Origin of the sequence: Bacteroides sp. RTP21281st1_H5_RTP21281_210402, assembly GCF_040918965.1 — a bacterium.
Taxonomy (GTDB): Bacteria; Bacteroidota; Bacteroidia; order Bacteroidales; family Bacteroidaceae; genus Bacteroides; species Bacteroides congonensis.
The window spans coordinates 342290-361608 of sequence record NZ_JBCOWR010000007.1; the positions used below are offsets into that span (position 1 = coordinate 342290).

Here is a 19319-nt window from a genome sequence, read left to right on the forward strand (position 1 = left end):
GGTTTTAGTTGTGTGAGAACGCAAAGCAAACATTCAATTATGCGAAGCTACCGTGAAATTCGTGTAATCCGTGCCTAATTCTATTCTAAGTAAGTATATCCGTAAAGTCCCGAACGGTAGTTGGAAAGGAACTCTTTTCCCTCTTCCAGAGAAATCTTACCCTCTTTCACCGATTTCGTCACCCAAGTTTCGAGCGTACGCACCAGTTTCTTTGGATTGTACTGTACATAATCCAGTACTTCCGCTACCGTTTCTCCATCAATAATCTGTTCTATATTATATCCTTTCTCATTCACGGAAACATGCACGGCATTCGTATCACCGAACAAATTATGCATATCACCCAAAATTTCCTGATAAGCCCCTACCAGGAAAACAGCCAGATAATAAGGTTCTGTTTTCTTCAAGCTATGTACAGGCAGATAATGAGCCACGTTGCGTGTAGAGATAAAGTTGGCAATCTTACCGTCCGAGTCACAGGTAATATCCTGCAAGGTAGCCGAGCGCTCCGGTTTTTCATCCAATCGCTGAATAGGCATAATCGGGAAAATCTGGTCAATCGCCCAAGAGTCAGGAAGTGACTGGAACAACGAAAAGTTGCAGAAATACTTATCCGCCAACAACTTGGACAATCCACGGAATTCATCCGGCGCATGCTTCAAACCACTGGCAATCTGGTTAATCTCACGCGTGATAGACCAATACAGACGCTCAATCTGAGCGCGTGTTTTCAAGTCCACGATTCCATGACTGAACAAATCCAATGCTTCTTCCCTAATCTGCTGTGCATCATGCCATGCTTCCAACATCTTGTTCTGATTCAGCGAATCCCAGATACCATATAATTCCTGCACCAGTTCATGCGCATCCGGAGCAATTTCCTCTTCGTCGTCCCATTCCGGCAAAGTAGCCGTTTCGAGCACTTCAAAGATAAGCACCGAGTGATGCGCAGTCAATGCACGCCCACTTTCAGTGATGATATTCGGATGCGGGATACCATTTTTATCACTCACGTCCACTAACGTAGAAATAGAGTCGTTCACATATTCCTGAATGGAATAATTCACGCTTCCTTCACTGTTTGACGAACGGGTTCCGTCATAATCAACGCCCAGACCGCCGCCAATATCGACAAACTCCACTTTAAATCCCATCGAATGAAGCTGCACATAGAACTGTGACGCTTCACGCAAAGCAGTCTTGATACGACGAATCTTCGTCACCTGGCTACCGATATGGAAATGAATCAGCTTCAGGCAATCCTTCATCCCTTTGCTATCGAGAAAATCGAGCGCTTCGAGAAGCTCACTGGATGTCAGCCCGAATTTGCTGGCATCGCCACCCGATTCTTCCCACTTGCCACTACCGGAAGAAGCCAGTTTGATGCGGATACCGATATTCGGCTGTACATTCAACTGCTTCGCCATCTTGGCAATCAGCTTCAATTCATTCATTTTCTCTACGACAAGGAAGATACGTTTACCCATCTTCTGTGCAAGCAAAGCCAGTTCAATATAACTTTCGTCCTTATAACCGTTGCAGACAATCAATGAGTCAGAGTCCGTATTGACAGCAATCACCGCATGGAGTTCCGGTTTGGAACCGGCTTCCAGTCCGAGATTGAACTTCTTTCCGTGGCTGATAATCTCTTCCACCACGGGGCGCATCTGGTTGACCTTAATCGGATAAATAATAAAATTCTCGGCCTTATAACCATATTCTTCCGCCGCCTGTTTGAAACAAGACGACATCTTTTCGATACGGTTGTCCAGAATATCCGGAAAACGCAACAGCATGGGAGATGCCACATCCCGCAGTTGTAACTCATCGACCAACTCTTTCAAATCGACAGTCACTCCGTCTCTACGCGGTGTAACAACAACATGACCTTTGTCATTAATACTAAAGTACGAGGTACCCCAACCAGTGATGTTGTAGAGTTCCTCCGAATCTTCAATACGCCATTTTCTCATTTTTCAGTGATTCAGTGTTTTTTAGTAAATAATTGGACGGCAAAAATACAGATTAATCTACATGTTGCCAATTAATTGGACACAATTTCTTTCAATCGGTCTGTATATCCGCTATTTCCGTTACGGACATCATACCGCTGTGCCAGTTCCGCAGCCTGCTGATAGAAATAATCACGCAGCTCAGAGACAGCGTAAACCCCATCCGCACGATAAAGAGGAAATTCTTCCGGCAAAGATAACCGGACTTCCTGACGGTCTGCATGTTTCATCGTCTCTACCATATCACAGGAGAAACGATATTTCTTCAGCGAGTTGCTGCGAAGGCTCCAGTCTATGCAACGCTCGACATACTCCCAACCTCTTTCCGGCTTTGTCATCATATTATAGGCAACAAATAGTCCCATATATGACAATAAATATTCATCCTTTTCTCTTCCTGCCAGTCCTTCTTCGGCACGGGCACACATATCGGCGGCTATTTCCGGCTTACCGGCTTTCAGTGCATAATAAGATAGTTTCAGAAAAGCACGCAGATTCGCTTCGTAGCAAGTCACCTGTCTGGTAATCAACGGCTGTGCCCGGCTATAAGCCTCATCAAACCGACCTGTTTCCAAATAATAATCCAGCATGAAGTTCAATTCGCAAGCCTCGCATGACTGGTCGTCAATCTTCTCCGCCAGCATCTTGTCGATATACTCTTTCGCCTTGTCATACTGCCGCATCCAGACACATTCCACCGACCAACGGTGGTAATAGCTCCGCAGGGAATATCCATTTCTCAAGATACGCATCTTGTAATCCTCTCCAACCGCCTTCACCTGTTCCATCGGAATGTCCGGCAAGTCGAATGTACAAGCCCATATCCACTTGTATTTCCACAACAAATCATCTTCCTTAATAATATCCTTGTGATTCTCATAATCATCCAGGATTTTGGAAAACACTGCAATCTCTTCAGCATCCGCCGAAAGAAGATTCAATTCATAAATAAGGTCAAGGCGCATCTCCGTAGCCCATTCCACATCCTCATTATCATCCGCTATGCGTATCGCTTCTTTCAGCAAGTTTGCTTTCTCACGGGGGCGCAAGCTCTCATTTTGAGTCTGCAACAGCAGTTTTTGTATCTCAAGTGTGTATCTCATATTCTTTTCTTTCAATTAATTCAGGAAGTTAATAAAATCATTCATTTTCGCAGTCATCAATTCGCTAAGCGAATGGTTAAAGAGTTCCATTTCCTCGCTGTTCACCGGATATTTTCCCTGAAGGAGCGACTGCACATACAGTATATGCACCACGTGCCTGAACATCTTATTGTCGCCTTGTATCTGCAACAGCGTCCGCACCATCTCATTATCCGCATTGAACGTCAATGTAGGGGGAATCTGCCTGGCAGTATTCACCGAACCCAGCACAGCCGCCAGCGGATTATTGGCACTCTTCACCGTATTTCCCTTCTCCTCCGCCACGAATATCACCGGAATATCCGCCGGTGTGAAATGCTTCAGACGACAGACGCAACCGAAGCGCTTCAGCAGCTCATTCGCTTTCGTCTCAAAATCCTGAAACTCTTTATTGGTTTCCACCTCGCCAAACTGCTCCAACAGCCGTGAAGGAGATATTTCATCCAGCGTCAGTTCCGAATTCAGGCGGACATACTTTTTCAGCAACGTTTCATCAAAGGTATAAGCAGCATTCACCACCAACCATCCCTGTGCCCCGGCGATACGCCGCACCTGCCGGAAGTCTTCCAGATTACGGGTATAGCATATCACATTGCCCGCCGAACGGATACTCCCGAAAGTACGGAATCCTTTATTCGTCTCGAAAGGAAGATAATCCATAAACAAACGGAGCAATTCATTATCTTCCGAAGCAATCGCCTTAATATGGAAGTGATGAACATCCAGAATCTTATTAAACACTTCACGATTATTCTGCACCAATCCCCGCAAATAATCCTTGATAGCCACCCCAATCTCTTTCCGGGCATCCTTCAGCAAATCATTGCTCACCAAAGACTCCCGCGAAGCGGTAGACAACAACCCGTCCGCATTCACCAGGCAACGGATAAAGAAAGCCCACGGCGGCAACAAATTGCAATCGTCCTCACTCAACAACATACGTTTCAGATATACCTTATGCGAATTGCGCACGGAAAACTGCGTACGGAAAGGCAGAATATAAAGTACACCTTCCACCCGGCCGCTTTCGGTACGTATCCTGAAAGCATCGAGGGCGGACGACTGGAAAGTCTTTGCCCCATAGTCGAGCAATTCCTTGCGGGTCGCTTTCGGATCGAGCCAGACAGGCGACGGCGTATTCACCAACTCCTCTTCACCCTGATAATGCAGATAAATAGGATAAGGCAGTACCTCGCCATAATTGACCAGTATCTTTTTGAACATCTCGTATTCAAAAAGATGCATCCAGTCACTCTTGGGATGCAGCACCACTTGTGAACCGATAGGCTGTTCCTCATCAGACAAAGTCAACTCGTATGTGCCGTCCACTTTTCCACACCAGCGGACAGCCTGTCCGCCCATCGCCGAACGGCTCTCCACCAGAATCTCATTGGTCACCACAAAACAAGACAGCAGTCCGATACCGAACCTGCCTATAAAATCATCCGAATCGGGCGTATCCCGTTTCGAACTTTCTCCGATAATAGTAAGAAAACGATGTACTTCTTCCTCTTTCAGCCCGACTCCATTGTCGCGGAATATCACCGTTTTGTCATCATTCAGAAAGACATCAATGCGGCCTGCATAATTCTCGTCAATATTGCGTAGCGCCGTGATAGCATCCACGCAATTCTGCAACAACTCCCGGACAAAAGTATTCGGATTACTATAAATATGTTCCGACAACAGGGCAATCATCCCTTTCAGGTTGACCTGGAACAAATTATTCCCTTCTTTCTCCATTTTTCTCTTCTATTTTCTCCTTCTTCCGGTGATTTTCAGCGCTTTTTCATTACCATTTTCAGCCGCCTTCTCAAACCACTCCATAGCTGTTTCATCATTTTCATCCACGCCATTTCCCATCAGATAGGCGTTTCCAAGCTCAAATTGTGCTTTATCGTTATTTTTTTCCGCAGCTTTCATCAGCCATTGCACAGCCGTTTCCGGGTCGGGCGTACAGCCTTCGCCATACATCAGCATCTTGCCGAGATAATAAGTAGCACCGATGTTTTCGTTACCGGCCGCATCCGTAAACCAACGATAAGCTTCGGCATAATTCTCCTTCACACCCACTCCGTTGTAATAGCAAAGCCCGACGCGATACATACTCGTCACATTTCCGCTATCCGCAGCCAGTGTATAATATTTAAAGGCTTCCGTCTCGTTATCTTCCACTCCGATACCCATCTCGTAGCAGATACCCAGCCCTTCGCTGTACCATTCATATTCATCAGCCGCCTTTTTGAAATAAGAGAAAGCCTTTTCCGATTCATTCAGCCTGTCGTAGTCATACAGATAATACTCACCCATACGTATCATAGCCATTGGAATCTCGTTAGCAACTGCCTTCTCATACCATTCTACCGCCTTCTTATTATCTTCCATGCACGAACCGTAACCAAAGAAATAATAGTCACCCATTTTGAACTGGGCATATCCATAGTCCTGTTCCGCGGCTTGGGTCATATATTCCACGGCCTTCTGCGGATTTTCTTCCACTCCGGTAGCATTTTCATAAGCCAGTCCCAACTCTGTCAGACAACGGGATTCATTCTTTTCCGCTCCTTTGGAGAAGCACTCAAGCGCCTTATCGTAGTCTTCTTCCGTACCGATACCATGCTTATAGCAACGTCCCAACGCGAAAAGCGCATCCGTATCCTCCGCTTCAGCAGCTTTTGCATACCAACCCAAAGCTTCTTCCGGCCGTGCCTCGCCAAGAACACCTTTTTCCAGATAAAGCCCTACACGGAACATCGCATAAGGATAACCCTCACCGGCAGCCTTCGTACAAAGTTCGTAAGTCTTTTCATAACTCTTCTCCACTCCGTCACCGTTCTCGTACAAGAACGACAATTCTATCATGGCGAAGCAGGAGCCCATTTCAGCCGCCTTTTCATAATATTCTCTTGATTTCACGGCATCCTTCACACCGCTATACCCATTAGCCAGATAAAGCGCCGCCCGGCAATATCCGTCGACATTATCCATCGAAGCCGCTTTCTCATAATATTCCATCGCTTTGGCATAATCCGGTTCTTCGGACAATAAACCACGCTCATACATCCATCCCAAGCGATAGGCCGCATTTCCCGAACCCAGTTCAATCGCCTTCTCCAGCAACTCCTTCGCACGGTTCATATCCTCTTCCACCAAGTCACCGTTGAAGTAAACGTTTGCCAGTCCCTCAATACCTGCTATATAATCACCTTCCACGCAACGTTCAAGACACATCAGCCCGCGTTCCACATTCTTATAGTCATCATTGTATAAGTAAATCAACGCCAACTCATACGCACTGTACAACTCGCAATAGAGCATTCCTTTCTCCAGCCATTCAATCGCTTTAGGCATGTCCAGCCACTCTTCTTCCTGATAATTGTATCCCAGAAAGTTAGCAGCAGACCATACACCGGCATGCCAGGCCTTTTCCCAAAGTTCAAAGCCCAGTTCTTTCGGTTTATTCAGTTCCGGATAACGGAAATAAAGTGTACCCAGATTCTTAAGAGTATATAGATTCGGCACTATCTCTAAGGATTTCTCATAATAAGCGGCTTCTTCCGCCACACCACCTTCTTCCCGGTCGAGCGCGTCTCCTAGCGCAGCATAGGTATGTGCGCGCAAGCGATGCCCTTTAGGCAACTCTTCCAACAATTCCTTACGCATCTGCAAGGCTTTCTCCTTATTGCCAGTGAATTCTTCGGCAAACGCGCGATAATGCTTTCCCCATAGCAGAGCTTCGGGAGAAGACAGAGCCGCAAAACGACGTTCGCCTTCCTCCTTATCCTGTTCGCAATAAAATCCCATAAATTTCCAATAGGCAACGGTTGCTTCCGCTTCCGCCCACCCCATATCGGCAGCTTTTTCGTAGTAAGGGAACAAATAACTCATATCCCTCTTACCGTAACGGGCTTCGGAATACTGGGCACCTTTCTGCGCCCATCCCGCACCGCTGAACACAGCCACGCGGTCGCATACCTGCATCACCTTCTCCCACCAGAACTCGTATTCCTCTTCGTTGAGACCGACCTCGACATTACAGTCAAACGCACTGAATATCAGTTCGAAGAAATCTTCCGTCAGTGTCTCGTCTTCCCGGGTATCCAAAGCATATTCGCACACAGCCAATGCTTCCCACCAGTTTTCAGCATTTAGTAATGAAGTCGTCGTGTATTGCGGAAACCATGCAGCGGCAGGCTTCCCTGAAGTCTTAATCTCAGCAGATAATCTCTCAAAATTCTCTTTTAATGTTTTCATGATATTGCCTTACCTTAGTTTTTATAATAATAGTAAACAAAAAATCTCGTAACGAGCGGCAAGGTACAAATATTGACCGAATGAACAAACAAGAGAGTCAAAAAAGATAAAGTCCGGAATACAAATTAGGCACGAATTACACGGATTTCACTGTTGCCTTATACAACCATATCTCAAAAAACCGTGAAATCCGTGTAATCCGTGCTTATTTCCTACTAATAAGTTCTATTATTACAAATCTAAAAGCTGTTGCAAACGTTGAACAGAAGCATCAATCTGCCAACGGTCTTCCAACTCGTCCGCATTGAAGATATATTGCGCCTGATGATAAAAAGACGACCGTTTTTCCAATGCCTGAACAATGAACGCTTTCAGTTCGTCATCCTCTTTCCCCTGAAGAATAGGACGTTGTTGTTTGGCCACACGCAAGCGCCTGAACAACACATCGGGATGCACATCGAGAAAAACCGTCTTCCCTACCCGGTTCATAAACTCCATATTATCAAAAAAACAAGGCGCTCCACCTCCCGTAGAAATTACCACATTCTCAAACTCGGCTACTTCGTGGAGCATGCTTCTTTCCAGTTCCCTGAATCCTGTCTCGCCTCGTTCGGTAAATAATTCTCCTACAGTTTTGTGAAAACGCTCTTCAATATACCAGTCCAAATCAATGAACGATATATTCATCTGACGGGCAAAAGCCTTGCCCAATGTCGTTTTTCCGGCACCCATATAGCCGGTAAGGAAGATACGAACCATAAATGACTAATTTTGTGAGCAAAATTAGTCATTTAATTCATTATTTGAAAACTTTCACCCGTTCTTCCAACGGTTGGAATTCTTTTTCACCCGGTTTTCCCACAGGAAGCCCGAACGGCATTTCCGCAATCAGATGCCAGTGTTCCGGCAAATTCCATTCACGGCGCACAGCCTCGTCAATCAACGGATTATAATGTTGCAGCGACGCTCCGAAGCCTACATCCTCAAGCATTACCCAAATAGCAAGCTGATGCATCGCCGAAGTCTGCAATGACCATCCCGGAAAATTCGCCTGATAAGACGGGAAAGCTTCCTGAAGTCCTTTGACCACATTCTGGTCTTCAAAGAACAATACGGTTCCATACCCGCAGGCAAATGAATTATCTATTTTCTCTTCTGTCTTCGCGAAAGCCTCGGCCGGCACGATTTTCTTCAATGCATCCTTCACAATCTGCCACAATTTCTTGTGAGATTCTCCCAACAACAGTACTACGCGTGTAGACTGCGAATTGAATGCAGACGGCACGTGGCGCACTGTCATATTGATGATGCACTCTATCTCCTGATCCGGTATAGGCGACTGATTAGTAATTGAATAGTAAGTCCGACGTTGTTTTAAAGCCTCGCTAAAAGATTTCTCCATAATAGTTCCTTTCTTTATTTTATATTCTTAAACTCTCTTTTTTTTATAACAAGTAGCTCCCCTAACTTGTTCAGTTAGAGAATATATTTGTACCTTCGCACCGTCAATTCATTGACCTTATTTAATTCACCGTCAAAAAAAATGGCTAAACAGAAGTTCTACGTAGTATGGGAAGGCGTCACGCCCGGGATTTACACTTCCTGGACGGATTGCCAGCTTCAAATCAAAGGATACGAAGCCGCCAAATACAAATCATTCGATACCCGTGAGGAAGCCGAACGGGCACTCAGCACATCTCCCTACGCCTATATAGGCAAAAACGCAAAAGCCAAATCAAACACTCCCAAAACCGCTTCGGACACATTGCCGGCCTGCGTGATTGACAACAGCCTCGCGGTCGACGCCGCTTGCAGCGGCAATCCCGGCCCGATGGAATATCGCGGCGTGCACGTTGCCAGCCGACAACAAATTTTCCACTTCGGCCCGATGAAAGGGACAAACAATATCGGCGAATTCCTGGCCATCGTCCACGGACTGGCCCTGCTGAAACAAAAAGGATTCGATATGCCTATCTACAGTGACAGCGTCAACGCCATCAGTTGGGTACGCCAAAAGAAGTGCAAGACCAAACTTCCCCGCACCGCAGAGACAGAAGAACTCTTCCTCGTGATAGAACGGGCGGAAAAATGGCTGAGAGAAAACACCTACACCACCCGTATCCTGAAATGGGAAACGAAAGAGTGGGGAGAGATTCCGGCTGATTTCGGTAGAAAATAAGAATATCAGACCAAATTCACTCAAATATATTCCTATCTTTGAGCACTGAAAGTTTCTATATCTAACACATATTATAAACATATGAAAAATAAGCAATTTATCCTTCTGGCCATTGTTTGTGTCATCACCCTTCTCCCCTTTTTAGGGCTGACCGATTTCCACACAAAAGGAGAGCCTCGTGAAGCCATCGTTTCATACTCAATGATTGAAACCGGCAACTGGATTCTGCCCGTCAACAACGGTGGAGATATCGCCTACAAGCCGCCATTCTTTCATTGGTGTATTGCCGCCATCTCTTCTATTACAGGCAAAGTGACCGAATATACTTCCCGTATGCCCTCCGCCCTGGCCCTGATAGCCATGGTCTTGGGTGGATTCTTATTCTATGCCAAACGCAGGGGAGCCGGTATCGCCCTGCTCATGGGACTCATCACTCTCAGCAACTTCGAGGTACATCGTGCCGGAATGAACTGCCGTGTAGACATGGTACTGACTGCTTTCATAGTCCTTGCATTATACCAGCTTTACCGATGGTGCGAAAAAGACCGAAGAGGTTTTCCATGGGTGGCTACGCTATTGATGGGCTGCGCCACACTTACCAAAGGCCCGGTCGGAATCCTTCTTCCCTGTCTGGTGACCGGAGTCTACTTGCTTTTGCGAGGTACCCGTTTCTTCAAAGCCTTCTTCTCTATGGCATTGGTTGCCATCACCTCATGCATCCTGCCCGCCATCTGGTATATTGCCGCCTATCAGCAGGGTGGAGACAATTTCATCTCACTGGTCATGGAAGAGAACTTCGGGCGTTTCATGGGAAAAATGAGTTATGAATCTCACGAGAACCCGGCTTACTATAACATCATCACCGTTGTATCGGGCTATGCACCCTATACGTTATTGGTTCTGCTTTCTCTCTTTACACTGACTTATACCAAAGTGACTGCCAAACCTCGTGAATGGTGGAACAAATTCACGACCTATATTCGTGAAATGGACAACACACGCCTTTTCTCCTTATTAAGCATCGTGCTTATCTTCGTATTCTACTGCATCCCGAAGAGCAAACGCAGCGTCTATCTATTGCCCATCTATCCGTTTATAGCCTATTTTTTGGCAGAATATATCATGTATTTGGCTGGAAGGCATTCAAAAGCCATCAAAGTATATGGCGGATTCCTGTCTGTCGCCGGCATTCTTCTCCTGGCCACATTCATTACCATCCAACTGGGATTAATACCCGATACAATCTTCCACGGCAGACATGCCGCTGAAAACATCGCTTTCTTAAATGCTCTGAAGAATATATCCCTCAATGCCGCCCATATCCTAGTGATATGTCTTCCTTTGCTCGGCGCCATCTACTTTTTCCGTGCAATCAGGAAGAAAGCACCGGACATGAAACTGGTATATGCCACGCTTTTCGTAACATTCTCGATCTTCATGTCTTTAGACGGCGCTTACCAACCTGCCATACTGAACACCAAGTCAGACAAAGGAATGGCAACAGAAATTCAGAAAATAGCTTCCGGCAGTAAGATATACTCTTATGTAGCCGTAGATATGCTGCGTTTCTACACTGTCAACTTCTATCACAACGACCGGATAGGCCTGTTTGAAAAGGAGATGCCGTCAGAGGGATACCTGTTGGTAGGCCGGCATGATTTCGAGAGCTTCAAGCCCAAATATGAGTCACGATACTCTTTCGAAGAAGTATACCAAAGTCCGAAAAGAGGATGTGATATCCGCGACATAATCTACCTGTACCGCTTCAAAGAGAAAGAATAAAAGCAGACCGGAAAAATAAGAATATCAGAACCGTGATACTATCGGAAAGAAGTAAACCCTTACAGGTTTACTTCTTTTTCTATCAGATAACGCGGACGGCGTTTTACTTCCTTATATATTTTGCCGATATACTCACCGATAATACCAACAGCCGTCAGGATGGCTCCGCCGATAAACCACACGGAAATCAACAACGAAGTCCACCCCCTGATAACATCCCCGCCGATAAACTCTACCAAAGCGTAGATGATAGCAAAGAAAGAAACCAGCATAAAGATAAGCCCCGAAGTTGTAATCAGCCGCAACGGTTTGACAGAGAAAGAAGTGATACCGTCCAGCGCAAAGTTCAGCATCTTCGTGAATGGATATTTAGACTCACCGGCAAAACGCTCTTTACGGTCATAGTATACAGACGCAGTGGTATACCCCAACAGGCACACCATCCCCCGAAGGAAAAGGTTGCGTTCCGGAAAAGAAACCAATGCTTTCAAGGAACGTTTGCTCATCAGGCGGAAATCCGCATGGTTATAAACGATTTCCCCGCCCATCGTGCTCATCAGCTTATAAAAAAGTTGCGCAGTATGTTTCTTGAAGAAAGTATCTGTCTTGCGTTCCCGTCTCACACCGAATACAACATCGACACCCTGCAAAAAATAATCCACCATCTCTGTAATGGCATTCACATCGTCCTGCAAATCGGCATCAATAGATACGGCAGCGTCATAATCACTGCCCGCCACCAGCTCCAGTCCCGCCCAGAGAGCCTGTTGATGACCGACGTTGTGTGCCAGCTTCAGACCGGCCACGTATCTGTTCGATTCGGACAATTGCTCTATCAGTGACCAGGTAAGGTCCCTACTCCCGTCGTCTACATACAATATCTTTCCTTCAGCTATCTTCTCTTCCTTCTCCATTCGAGCAAGGACATCAGACAGTTGACGAGTCGTCTCTTTCAATACCTCTTCCTCGTTATAACAAGGAACTACAATCACAAGTCTCACGCCATTCATAGCTTTTTATGTTTAAATACAAACCGCACCAACAGGAAATTCACGGGAATCACTATCGCAAATACCGGAACAGGAGCCCATGTCTTGGAAAAGCCCAAATATAAGAAAATATTCAGTAAAATCATATGCAACAAGAAATTTATCAAATGTGCTCCGCCCATTCCTGCCAGTTTCTTCCACGAAGGGTTCGTTCCGAAAGTAAAATACGAAGTCAGATAAAAGTTCACGATAAAACTAATTACATATCCAATCGCATAAGCTACATTCACATTGGTAATCGCCTTCAGGAAATAATAAATCCCGTAATGCAGTACTGTAGCCACCACACCAACCACTCCAAAACGTATAATTTCCTTAACCAACGGTTTTGTATTCATAAAACTTCTATTTTTTGACAGGAATTTTATCCAATGTCTTATGTTCTTTTACCAGATATTCCGCACTTTGCAACATGGAAAAGCAATAGTCTTTCAAATCTTGAAAAGGAGCTCCATTATCAACCGGATGAAGCTTACTATCCTTTAGCGTATATCTGAATTCCTGCTGACTATCCGGTGAATAAATAAACATATTCACTGAATCTCTTGCTCCTATCAAATTATCAGCCGTAAAGAACATGCAAGGACGTTCTTCTTCCAACAAATTAACACCAAAATTATTTTGCAGGTAACTTATATTCAAGAGTCCCAATATTGTAGGAGACACATCTACTTGACCGCAGAACCCATCATGCACCCCCGCCTCTATACCTTCCCCGTTAATCATCAAAGGAATATGATTATAAGACTGGGGCATTTCACATTCAGGAGTTCCCACCATTTTCCCATGATCACCCAAGAATACAAAAATCGTATTATCGAACCATGGCTGTTTCCTCGCAGCCTGCATAAACTGTCTGATAGACCAATCTGCATATTCTACAATCTGTTCTTCCAACACATCACTATGTGGTTGGAAATAAGGTGGAATCACATAAGGAGGGTGATTACTGATAGATAGCAACACACTGAAGAATGGATTTCCATCCTTAGCTTTTTCATTCAAAACAGTAAGTGCATACTGATACATAAAGTCATCCTGTACACCAAAGCTATTCACTACTTTCTCTGAAGGATAATTCTCCTGAGCATAAATTTCATCAAACCCATTCGTACGAAGAAAAGCGTTCATATTGTCATACTGCGACTCATGAGTCATAAAGAACAAATTACAATACCCATTCTCACGCAACACAGTAGGCAGTCCTGAATAAACTGGAATAACCGATCCCTTCATCGCATTCCGTTTCATAATAGCCGGGAAAGCATAAAGAGTGGAATAAATGCCATGATTAGTATGAATACCGGACGAATAAAAATGGCTGAAACTCAAAGACTGCTGATAAAGGCTATCCAAATAAGGAGTCAGCTTCTTATCCGAACCGAAAGTTCCCATTAGATTGGCAGACATAGACTCCATAAAGACTAAAACCACATTTTTACGGTTAGGAGCCTCTTCACATTCTATTCTACGTGCTATTGGAGACAGTTTGGCAATCCCCTTCCTCTTCAGATATTTTTGCACTTTTGACAAAGCATCCTTCTCGGACATCAGATGTAAGATCCGGTTTTCTTTCCGGTTATCATCCAATGTGCTTGTCAACAGATTAAAAACGGGATTGACACCCAACTGATTCAAAAACGGATCTTCACAATAATATGCCTGACTTACTTTTATCGGATTGTATCCCATGCGTCCACGAATACCGAACATGCAAAGACCGACACAAACTGCACCTGCCACTAGCACAACTATCCGACTTAGCCAATTTGTCCTTGGCACTGTCTTTCCTGCCTGGCAATAGAAATAAGATGCAAGAAAAGAAGCTCCCCATCCAAATGCTACAATAGACAAAAGACCGAGGAATATGGGAAAATAATATGAAGACTCACTAAATACCATTCCTGCTGTTGTTCCAACATAGCTGAACCAGTTATAAATAGAAGAGTTAATTGTTTTGAAAAAATACTCAAAATATGGTATATTGGCAGCAGCGATAATAAAAGATACCGAATAAAAACAAATAAAATAAACCGTGAGCACCTTGAATAACCATTTAGCAGTATAGTTACAAATAGCAGCTATCCATAATATCACTAAAGGCAACAACAAGATATAGCAAGCTACCACATTGTCAAACCAAAGTCCACGAAGAAAAGCGACAGACTGCAAAACAATATCACTTTTTATTTCTGCCGGGAATTGATAATCAACGGAACAGAATAACGTAAATCGAAAAACAAAAAAAATGAAGAGAGCTATTACATGTATTGACAGCAGATATAAAATATAGCATCCAAAACGTTTTATAGAGATTTCTTTCATATTAAACTCAACTCAAAAAAGCCCTAATTATAATTGCTGCATATCATGCAAACGTTTGTAATAGCCATTCAATTCTATCAATTCCTCATGCTTACCACGCTCTACAATCTCTCCTTCATACAACACGCAGATTTCATCTGCATTCTTAATAGTAGAAAGTCGATGAGCTATAGCAATTGTCGTACGTGTCTTCATCAATCGTTCTAACGCTTCTTGTACCAAACGTTCCGATTCAGTATCCAAAGCCGAAGTAGCCTCATCAAGAATCAGAATCGGCGGATTCTTCAAAATCGCACGGGCAATACTGATACGTTGACGCTGACCGCCGGACAATTTTCCACCGCGATCACCGATATTCATGTTATATCCTTCAGGCTTTTCCATAATAAAATCATGCGCATTAGCTATTTTAGCAGCTTCGACAACTTGTTCCATTGTTGCATTCTCCACACCAAAAGCTATATTATTAAAGAAAGTATCATTAAACAGAATAGCCTCCTGATTTACATTACCGATCAAACTACGTAAATCAGCAATACGCACATCGCGGATACTCATCCCGTCAATTGTAATATCTCCCTCCTGCACATCGTGATAACGCGGCAACAAGTCTACCAATGTTGATTTGCCAGAGCCCGACTGTCCTACCAAAGCAATGGTCTGTCCCTTAGGAACTGACAGATTTACATGTTTCAAAATCTCCCGCTTACCATCATAACTAAAAGTAATATCCCTAAATTCAATTTTATCATTAAGTCCTTTTAATGTTTTGGGGTTCGGAATTTCTCTAATCTTATTCTCGGCTTTTAATATCTTGTCTACACGCTCCATTGACGCTAACCCTTTCGGAATGCTATACCCGGCCTTGGAAAAGTCTTTCAATGGATTGATTATGCTATACAAAATAACCATATAAAAAATAAAAGTCGAAGCATCGATAGAAGAACTATCACCCAAAATTAATGCGCCTCCAAACCATAGCACAATTACAATCAACAATGTTCCTAAAAATTCACTCATCGGATGTGCCAAAGATTGCCGTATGGCAACTTTGTTAGTCGCATCACGTAATTCATTGCTACATTTTACAAAACGCGCAATCATCTTATTCTCGGCGATGAATGCTTTTATAATACGTAAGCCTCCTAAAGTTTCCTCCAACTGAGACATCGTATCACTCCATCTCTCTTGTGCTTCAAGTGAATCTCTTTTCAAACGTTTACCTACTTTTCCCATCAGCCATCCCATGCCCGGTAATACAAGTATAGTAAACAAAGTCAACTGCCAACTAGTCACCAATAAAGTAGTAAAATAAAAAAGGATTAATATCGGATTCTTCAACAGCATATCCAAAGAGCTGGTAACAGAATTCTCCACCTCACTCACATCGCCACTCATACGAGCTATTATATCTCCTTTTCGTTCTTCTGAAAAAAAGCCTAATGGCAAATGCATAACTTTTGTATATACTTTTATACGAATATCACGCACCACTCCTGTACGTAAGGGAATCATTATAGCCGAAGAAGCAAAATAGCACGAAGTTTTCATCAATGTCATAAATGCAAGGAATAATCCCAGAAACAACAAAGCCATTGACGCTCCATATGACTGTATAATCTGTGAAACATAATAATAAAAATTATTTACCACAACATCCTTTACATCTGCACTTCCCCATTCCATAAAGGCATAAACATTTTCACCCGTTCCTGTCTTGAATAAAATATTCAATATTGGAATTAATAAAGTAAATGAAAAAATATTGAATACGGCAGACAATATATTGAGGACCACGGCCCATCCTATATACTTTTTGTAAGGCGACACAAAACGTCGCATCAGTTGTAGAAATTCCTTCATTATTTATGATAAAATGAGTTAAGATCGCAAAGATACAATAAAACTGATTAACTGACAGCAGTTTCACCTAATTATTAACGCGATTTATCGGAAAGTATCTCTGGGCAGACTTACCATCCCCCCGACTCATTACGTAATGATAATTATTATAAAATAATAAAATACGATTTTATCCGCCCAAAGTTTACGAAAAAAGTTGTATTCTTTTCAATAAAGCCGATTGATTTCACCTTTCAAAAAGCCAAATCAATGCCAATTTTCACTTTTCAAAAAGTTAAAATCGCCGTATTTTTATACTTTCCAACATAAAGCTATCTGGCAATAGACGATGTAGAATACGGACATAAAAATCGTATTCCTTTATGGATGTTTGGATTACTTTATTAAGTAATCCAAACACGATTATACAACCATCAGGCATTATTTATCTTTTTGAGTAACAGCCACCACATGATAATACATCCCGTGCGTCTTCCTGTGCGACTTCACGCCCAACCTTTGCAGGATACGCCCAAAGTAATTGACCTGCCCCGGAGAGAATTTCATCTTACTCGCCTTTTGTATCCGCTGTAACAGATCCGCAGCAAGCATCCATTCTCCTTCCTCTTCATCTTCCGCAACCCGGTAATACACAAGGAACAACTGCTCTATGGCGGGCGACTGCTCAAACTCCTGATTGGCTTCCGTCAGGATGGCTTCTTCCTTTTCATCAAACCAATACCGTTCATTGTGGTACAGCGCCACCATCGCCTGCGCGTAAAGCTGTTCGTAGTCAATGGGGCGAACCACATCAATCACTCCCGTAACCCCAACGCCAATATATCGGCGGCTGCCGGAAGTATCCGTCAGCAAATCTTTATGGTTACTTGTCCCGATGAAAGAGGCGTAGCGGCGAAGTTCCTCTACTGCCGAAGCATTCGGACGACGTGTGTTAACAACCGGCTTTTGCAGGATATGTTTAACAAAAGACTGCTGATTGATACCGATCTGGTCAAACTCATCCATATTAATCAGCAGGAAACGGTTCAGATACAGCTCCGCATCCCGCTTCCGGCTGAAGTCGATGCTATCCGTATAATATGCCTGCAAGCATGGCGGAAGAATCAGGCGGCAGAACGTCGATTTCCTGTAAGCCTGCGGACCGACCAATATAGGGGAAGTGCTGTTCGCATGATTTTTTCCAAGCCCGCGCCAATGCGCCACCATACCAAGGAACCAACGACGGAATAACTGCTCCCAATGGGGATTGTCGCAGGGAACCCGCCTGGCCAGGTCACCGATATAATCCTTACCGTTCCAACGGGGAAGCTCATAAAGAAACTCCTCAACAGGCTGATAAACCGGTACACGGTCAGAATTCAGATAACGCACCACATCCTTGTCCCACAGTTTAATCCCCTCATACTGCGCGTTCATGGTAATGCTCGACATCAACCGCTTGTCTACCGGACGAAAATAGAAATCGAAACTGTTCCGCTGCCGGCATTCCACCTGCGAAGTCAACTGGTTGAAACGAAACTCATAACGCCGTCTCATAAACTCATCCATCTGCATCACGAACAACTGCTCCGGCAACAAGCTGCTCTTACCCGCAAATCCCTTGCAGGTGCGATACACATTCTGCACCGTCCCGCGAATCTGGAAATCATCTTCCGGCAAGCGATAATGGGCACGCGTCCACCGCACCGTATCCTCTTCGGGAATACCGGCACGAAAACAATGTCCGGCCAGGCAAACCAGCAAAGAATGTATGTCATTTCCCGGAAAATACTCATCCTGCTCATCCAACGCACGCGCAAAAGCAGCCTCAAAAAGCACAGAAAGCGCATGATGGCTCTCATATCCCGGCGCAAGCCGTTGCAAGGGTGAAGCCTCCGTCTGCACCTGTTCGCGATAAGTCATTTCTGTCGGCATAGCCATCGGCTGTTTCATATAAATAGGCATTGCTTCAGGATTGAAATACAAATCCGGATCATAGGTCAAACGGCAATATTGTTCCAGTGAAGGTTCTTTCAGTTCGATGTCGAAAGGAAGCTGAGGTTGATAAAACTTCACGGCAAGCCGGTAAGCATGCGCATGGAAAAGCTCCGCTTGTTCGCGGTCAACCGGCAACTGATCGTTGGAATAGGTGAAGCGCACCCATATCTTTACCGTTTTATCGGAAGAGCCATTAAAAGCAAGATAAGTCTGCGGCAGCTCCTTCACGCGTTCTTTCACTTCATCCGCTTCCATACGTCCGGACAGATTATTCACCTGAAGCATCACGATCCCGTTGTACTCATCCATTGTCATTATCCCGTTCTTGCGAACAAAGGCGGCTGCAGGAAGCAGCTTCGGCACTTTCTGTACATAGTCATTCTTGTCACCCGGAAGTATATAAGGCAGGACTTCCCTCATTGCCGAGACGAGTTGCGCTTTCGTTTCCACTTTCATCTGCTCTACGAGCTGTTCGATTTTTAACGTCCGCAGAGTGTTTACTTTGCCGTCGTCTCTAATTTGTGTTATTCTCATTACTTATTTTAGTTTGTCCTGCATGTTTTTGTGTAGGGCGATTATTACGACACAAATATACTGTAATTATTCCATACAAACAAATTCCAAAAGCACTTATTCCATCTTCGCTACTAGAAAAGTTTTGGTTCTTCGTCAAATTCCGTGCTTTTTTATTTTTAAATATGCCTTGTTTATATTTTATTATTTAGTTATAAATCAA

At 44.1% G+C, this 19319-nt stretch carries 13 protein-coding genes; 2 read left to right on the forward strand and 11 right to left on the reverse strand.

The window, feature by feature from the left end; all coding sequences use genetic code 11:
* Nucleotides 1-80: 80 nt before the first annotated feature.
* The 6 genes from speA to AB5443_RS13050 form a co-directional block, all read right to left on the reverse strand.
* On the reverse strand, nucleotides 81-1973 hold the full coding sequence (gene speA / locus AB5443_RS13025) for a biosynthetic arginine decarboxylase (RefSeq protein WP_022136730.1): 1893 nt from the start codon (nucleotides 1971-1973) through the stop codon (nucleotides 81-83).
* 71 nt (nucleotides 1974-2044) lie between these two features.
* Nucleotides 2045-3115: a hypothetical protein gene (locus AB5443_RS13030; RefSeq protein WP_368113678.1), complete on the reverse strand. Its 1071-nt coding sequence runs from the start codon at nucleotides 3113-3115 to the stop codon at nucleotides 2045-2047.
* A gap of 15 nt (nucleotides 3116-3130) precedes the next feature.
* Entirely contained in the window at nucleotides 3131-4897 is a 1767-nt protein-coding gene (locus AB5443_RS13035; RefSeq protein ID WP_277131598.1) for an HSP90 family protein, read from the reverse strand.
* Nucleotides 4898-4906: 9 nt separating this feature from the next.
* Nucleotides 4907-7408 carry a tetratricopeptide repeat protein gene (locus tag AB5443_RS13040; RefSeq protein ID WP_368113680.1) on the reverse strand — a complete coding sequence of 834 codons (2502 nt, stop codon included), beginning with the start codon at nucleotides 7406-7408 and terminating at the stop codon, nucleotides 4907-4909.
* A 231-nt stretch (nucleotides 7409-7639) separates the two neighbouring features.
* Nucleotides 7640-8167: a shikimate kinase gene (locus AB5443_RS13045; protein WP_303005393.1), complete on the reverse strand. Its 528-nt coding sequence runs from the start codon at nucleotides 8165-8167 to the stop codon at nucleotides 7640-7642.
* 40 nt (nucleotides 8168-8207) lie between these two features.
* The gene (locus AB5443_RS13050) at nucleotides 8208-8810 is read right to left on the reverse strand and encodes a nitroreductase family protein (protein WP_022136725.1); all 603 of its coding nucleotides are present in this window, start codon (nucleotides 8808-8810) and stop codon (nucleotides 8208-8210) included.
* Nucleotides 8811-8951: 141 nt separating this feature from the next.
* On the opposite strand from AB5443_RS13050, the gene AB5443_RS13055 reads away from it, so the two are divergent.
* Both AB5443_RS13055 and AB5443_RS13060 read left to right on the forward strand, forming a co-directional pair.
* On the forward strand, nucleotides 8952-9587 hold the full coding sequence (locus tag AB5443_RS13055; protein ID WP_073346855.1) for a viroplasmin family protein: 636 nt from the start codon (nucleotides 8952-8954) through the stop codon (nucleotides 9585-9587).
* A gap of 81 nt (nucleotides 9588-9668) precedes the next feature.
* Nucleotides 9669-11369 (forward strand): glycosyltransferase family 39 protein, encoded by a 1701-nt coding sequence (locus AB5443_RS13060; RefSeq protein WP_073346856.1) that lies wholly within the window; start codon nucleotides 9669-9671, stop codon nucleotides 11367-11369.
* A 59-nt stretch (nucleotides 11370-11428) separates the two neighbouring features.
* Here AB5443_RS13060 and AB5443_RS13065 read toward each other — a convergent pair whose 3' ends face one another.
* The 5 genes from AB5443_RS13065 to AB5443_RS13085 all read right to left on the reverse strand — a co-directional run bounded on the left by AB5443_RS13065 (nucleotide 11429) and on the right by AB5443_RS13085 (nucleotide 19117).
* On the reverse strand, nucleotides 11429-12379 hold the full coding sequence (locus AB5443_RS13065) for a glycosyltransferase family 2 protein (protein ID WP_022136722.1): 951 nt from the start codon (nucleotides 12377-12379) through the stop codon (nucleotides 11429-11431).
* Entirely contained in the window at nucleotides 12376-12756 is a 381-nt protein-coding gene (locus tag AB5443_RS13070; protein ID WP_022136721.1) for a GtrA family protein, read from the reverse strand. Before AB5443_RS13070 ends, AB5443_RS13065 begins: the two co-directional genes overlap by 4 nt.
* Nucleotides 12757-12763: 7 nt before the next feature.
* Nucleotides 12764-14743, reverse strand: coding sequence for an LTA synthase family protein (locus AB5443_RS13075; protein ID WP_022136720.1), 1980 nt, complete (start codon nucleotides 14741-14743; stop codon nucleotides 12764-12766).
* A 27-nt stretch (nucleotides 14744-14770) separates the two neighbouring features.
* Nucleotides 14771-16606, reverse strand: a complete 1836-nt coding sequence (locus AB5443_RS13080; protein WP_022136719.1) for an ABC transporter ATP-binding protein — start codon at nucleotides 16604-16606, stop codon at nucleotides 14771-14773.
* Between the two features lie 420 nt (nucleotides 16607-17026).
* Complete coding sequence (locus AB5443_RS13085) at nucleotides 17027-19117, reverse strand: BT4734/BF3469 family protein (RefSeq protein WP_368113682.1); 2091 nt, start codon at nucleotides 19115-19117, stop codon at nucleotides 17027-17029.
* Between the last annotated feature and the right edge of the window lie 202 nt (nucleotides 19118-19319).

Coding starts and splice junctions, on each gene's coding strand:
- speA (WP_022136730.1), bottom strand. CDS start 1,973: ATGAGAAAATGGCGTATTGAAGATTCGGAGGAACTCTACAACATCACT.
- AB5443_RS13030 (WP_368113678.1), bottom strand. CDS start 3,115: ATGAGATACACACTTGAGATACAAAAACTGCTGTTGCAGACTCAAAAT.
- AB5443_RS13035 (WP_277131598.1), bottom strand. CDS start 4,897: ATGGAGAAAGAAGGGAATAATTTGTTCCAGGTCAACCTGAAAGGGATG.
- AB5443_RS13040 (WP_368113680.1), bottom strand. CDS start 7,408: ATGAAAACATTAAAAGAGAATTTTGAGAGATTATCTGCTGAGATTAAG.
- AB5443_RS13045 (WP_303005393.1), bottom strand. CDS start 8,167: ATGGTTCGTATCTTCCTTACCGGCTATATGGGTGCCGGAAAAACGACA.
- AB5443_RS13050 (WP_022136725.1), bottom strand. CDS start 8,810: ATGGAGAAATCTTTTAGCGAGGCTTTAAAACAACGTCGGACTTACTAT.
- AB5443_RS13055 (WP_073346855.1), top strand. CDS start 8,952: ATGGCTAAACAGAAGTTCTACGTAGTATGGGAAGGCGTCACGCCCGGG.
- AB5443_RS13060 (WP_073346856.1), top strand. CDS start 9,669: ATGAAAAATAAGCAATTTATCCTTCTGGCCATTGTTTGTGTCATCACC.
- AB5443_RS13065 (WP_022136722.1), bottom strand. CDS start 12,379: ATGAATGGCGTGAGACTTGTGATTGTAGTTCCTTGTTATAACGAGGAA.
- AB5443_RS13070 (WP_022136721.1), bottom strand. CDS start 12,756: ATGAATACAAAACCGTTGGTTAAGGAAATTATACGTTTTGGAGTGGTT.
- AB5443_RS13075 (WP_022136720.1), bottom strand. CDS start 14,743: ATGAAAGAAATCTCTATAAAACGTTTTGGATGCTATATTTTATATCTG.
- AB5443_RS13080 (WP_022136719.1), bottom strand. CDS start 16,606: ATGAAGGAATTTCTACAACTGATGCGACGTTTTGTGTCGCCTTACAAA.
- AB5443_RS13085 (WP_368113682.1), bottom strand. CDS start 19,117: ATGAGAATAACACAAATTAGAGACGACGGCAAAGTAAACACTCTGCGG.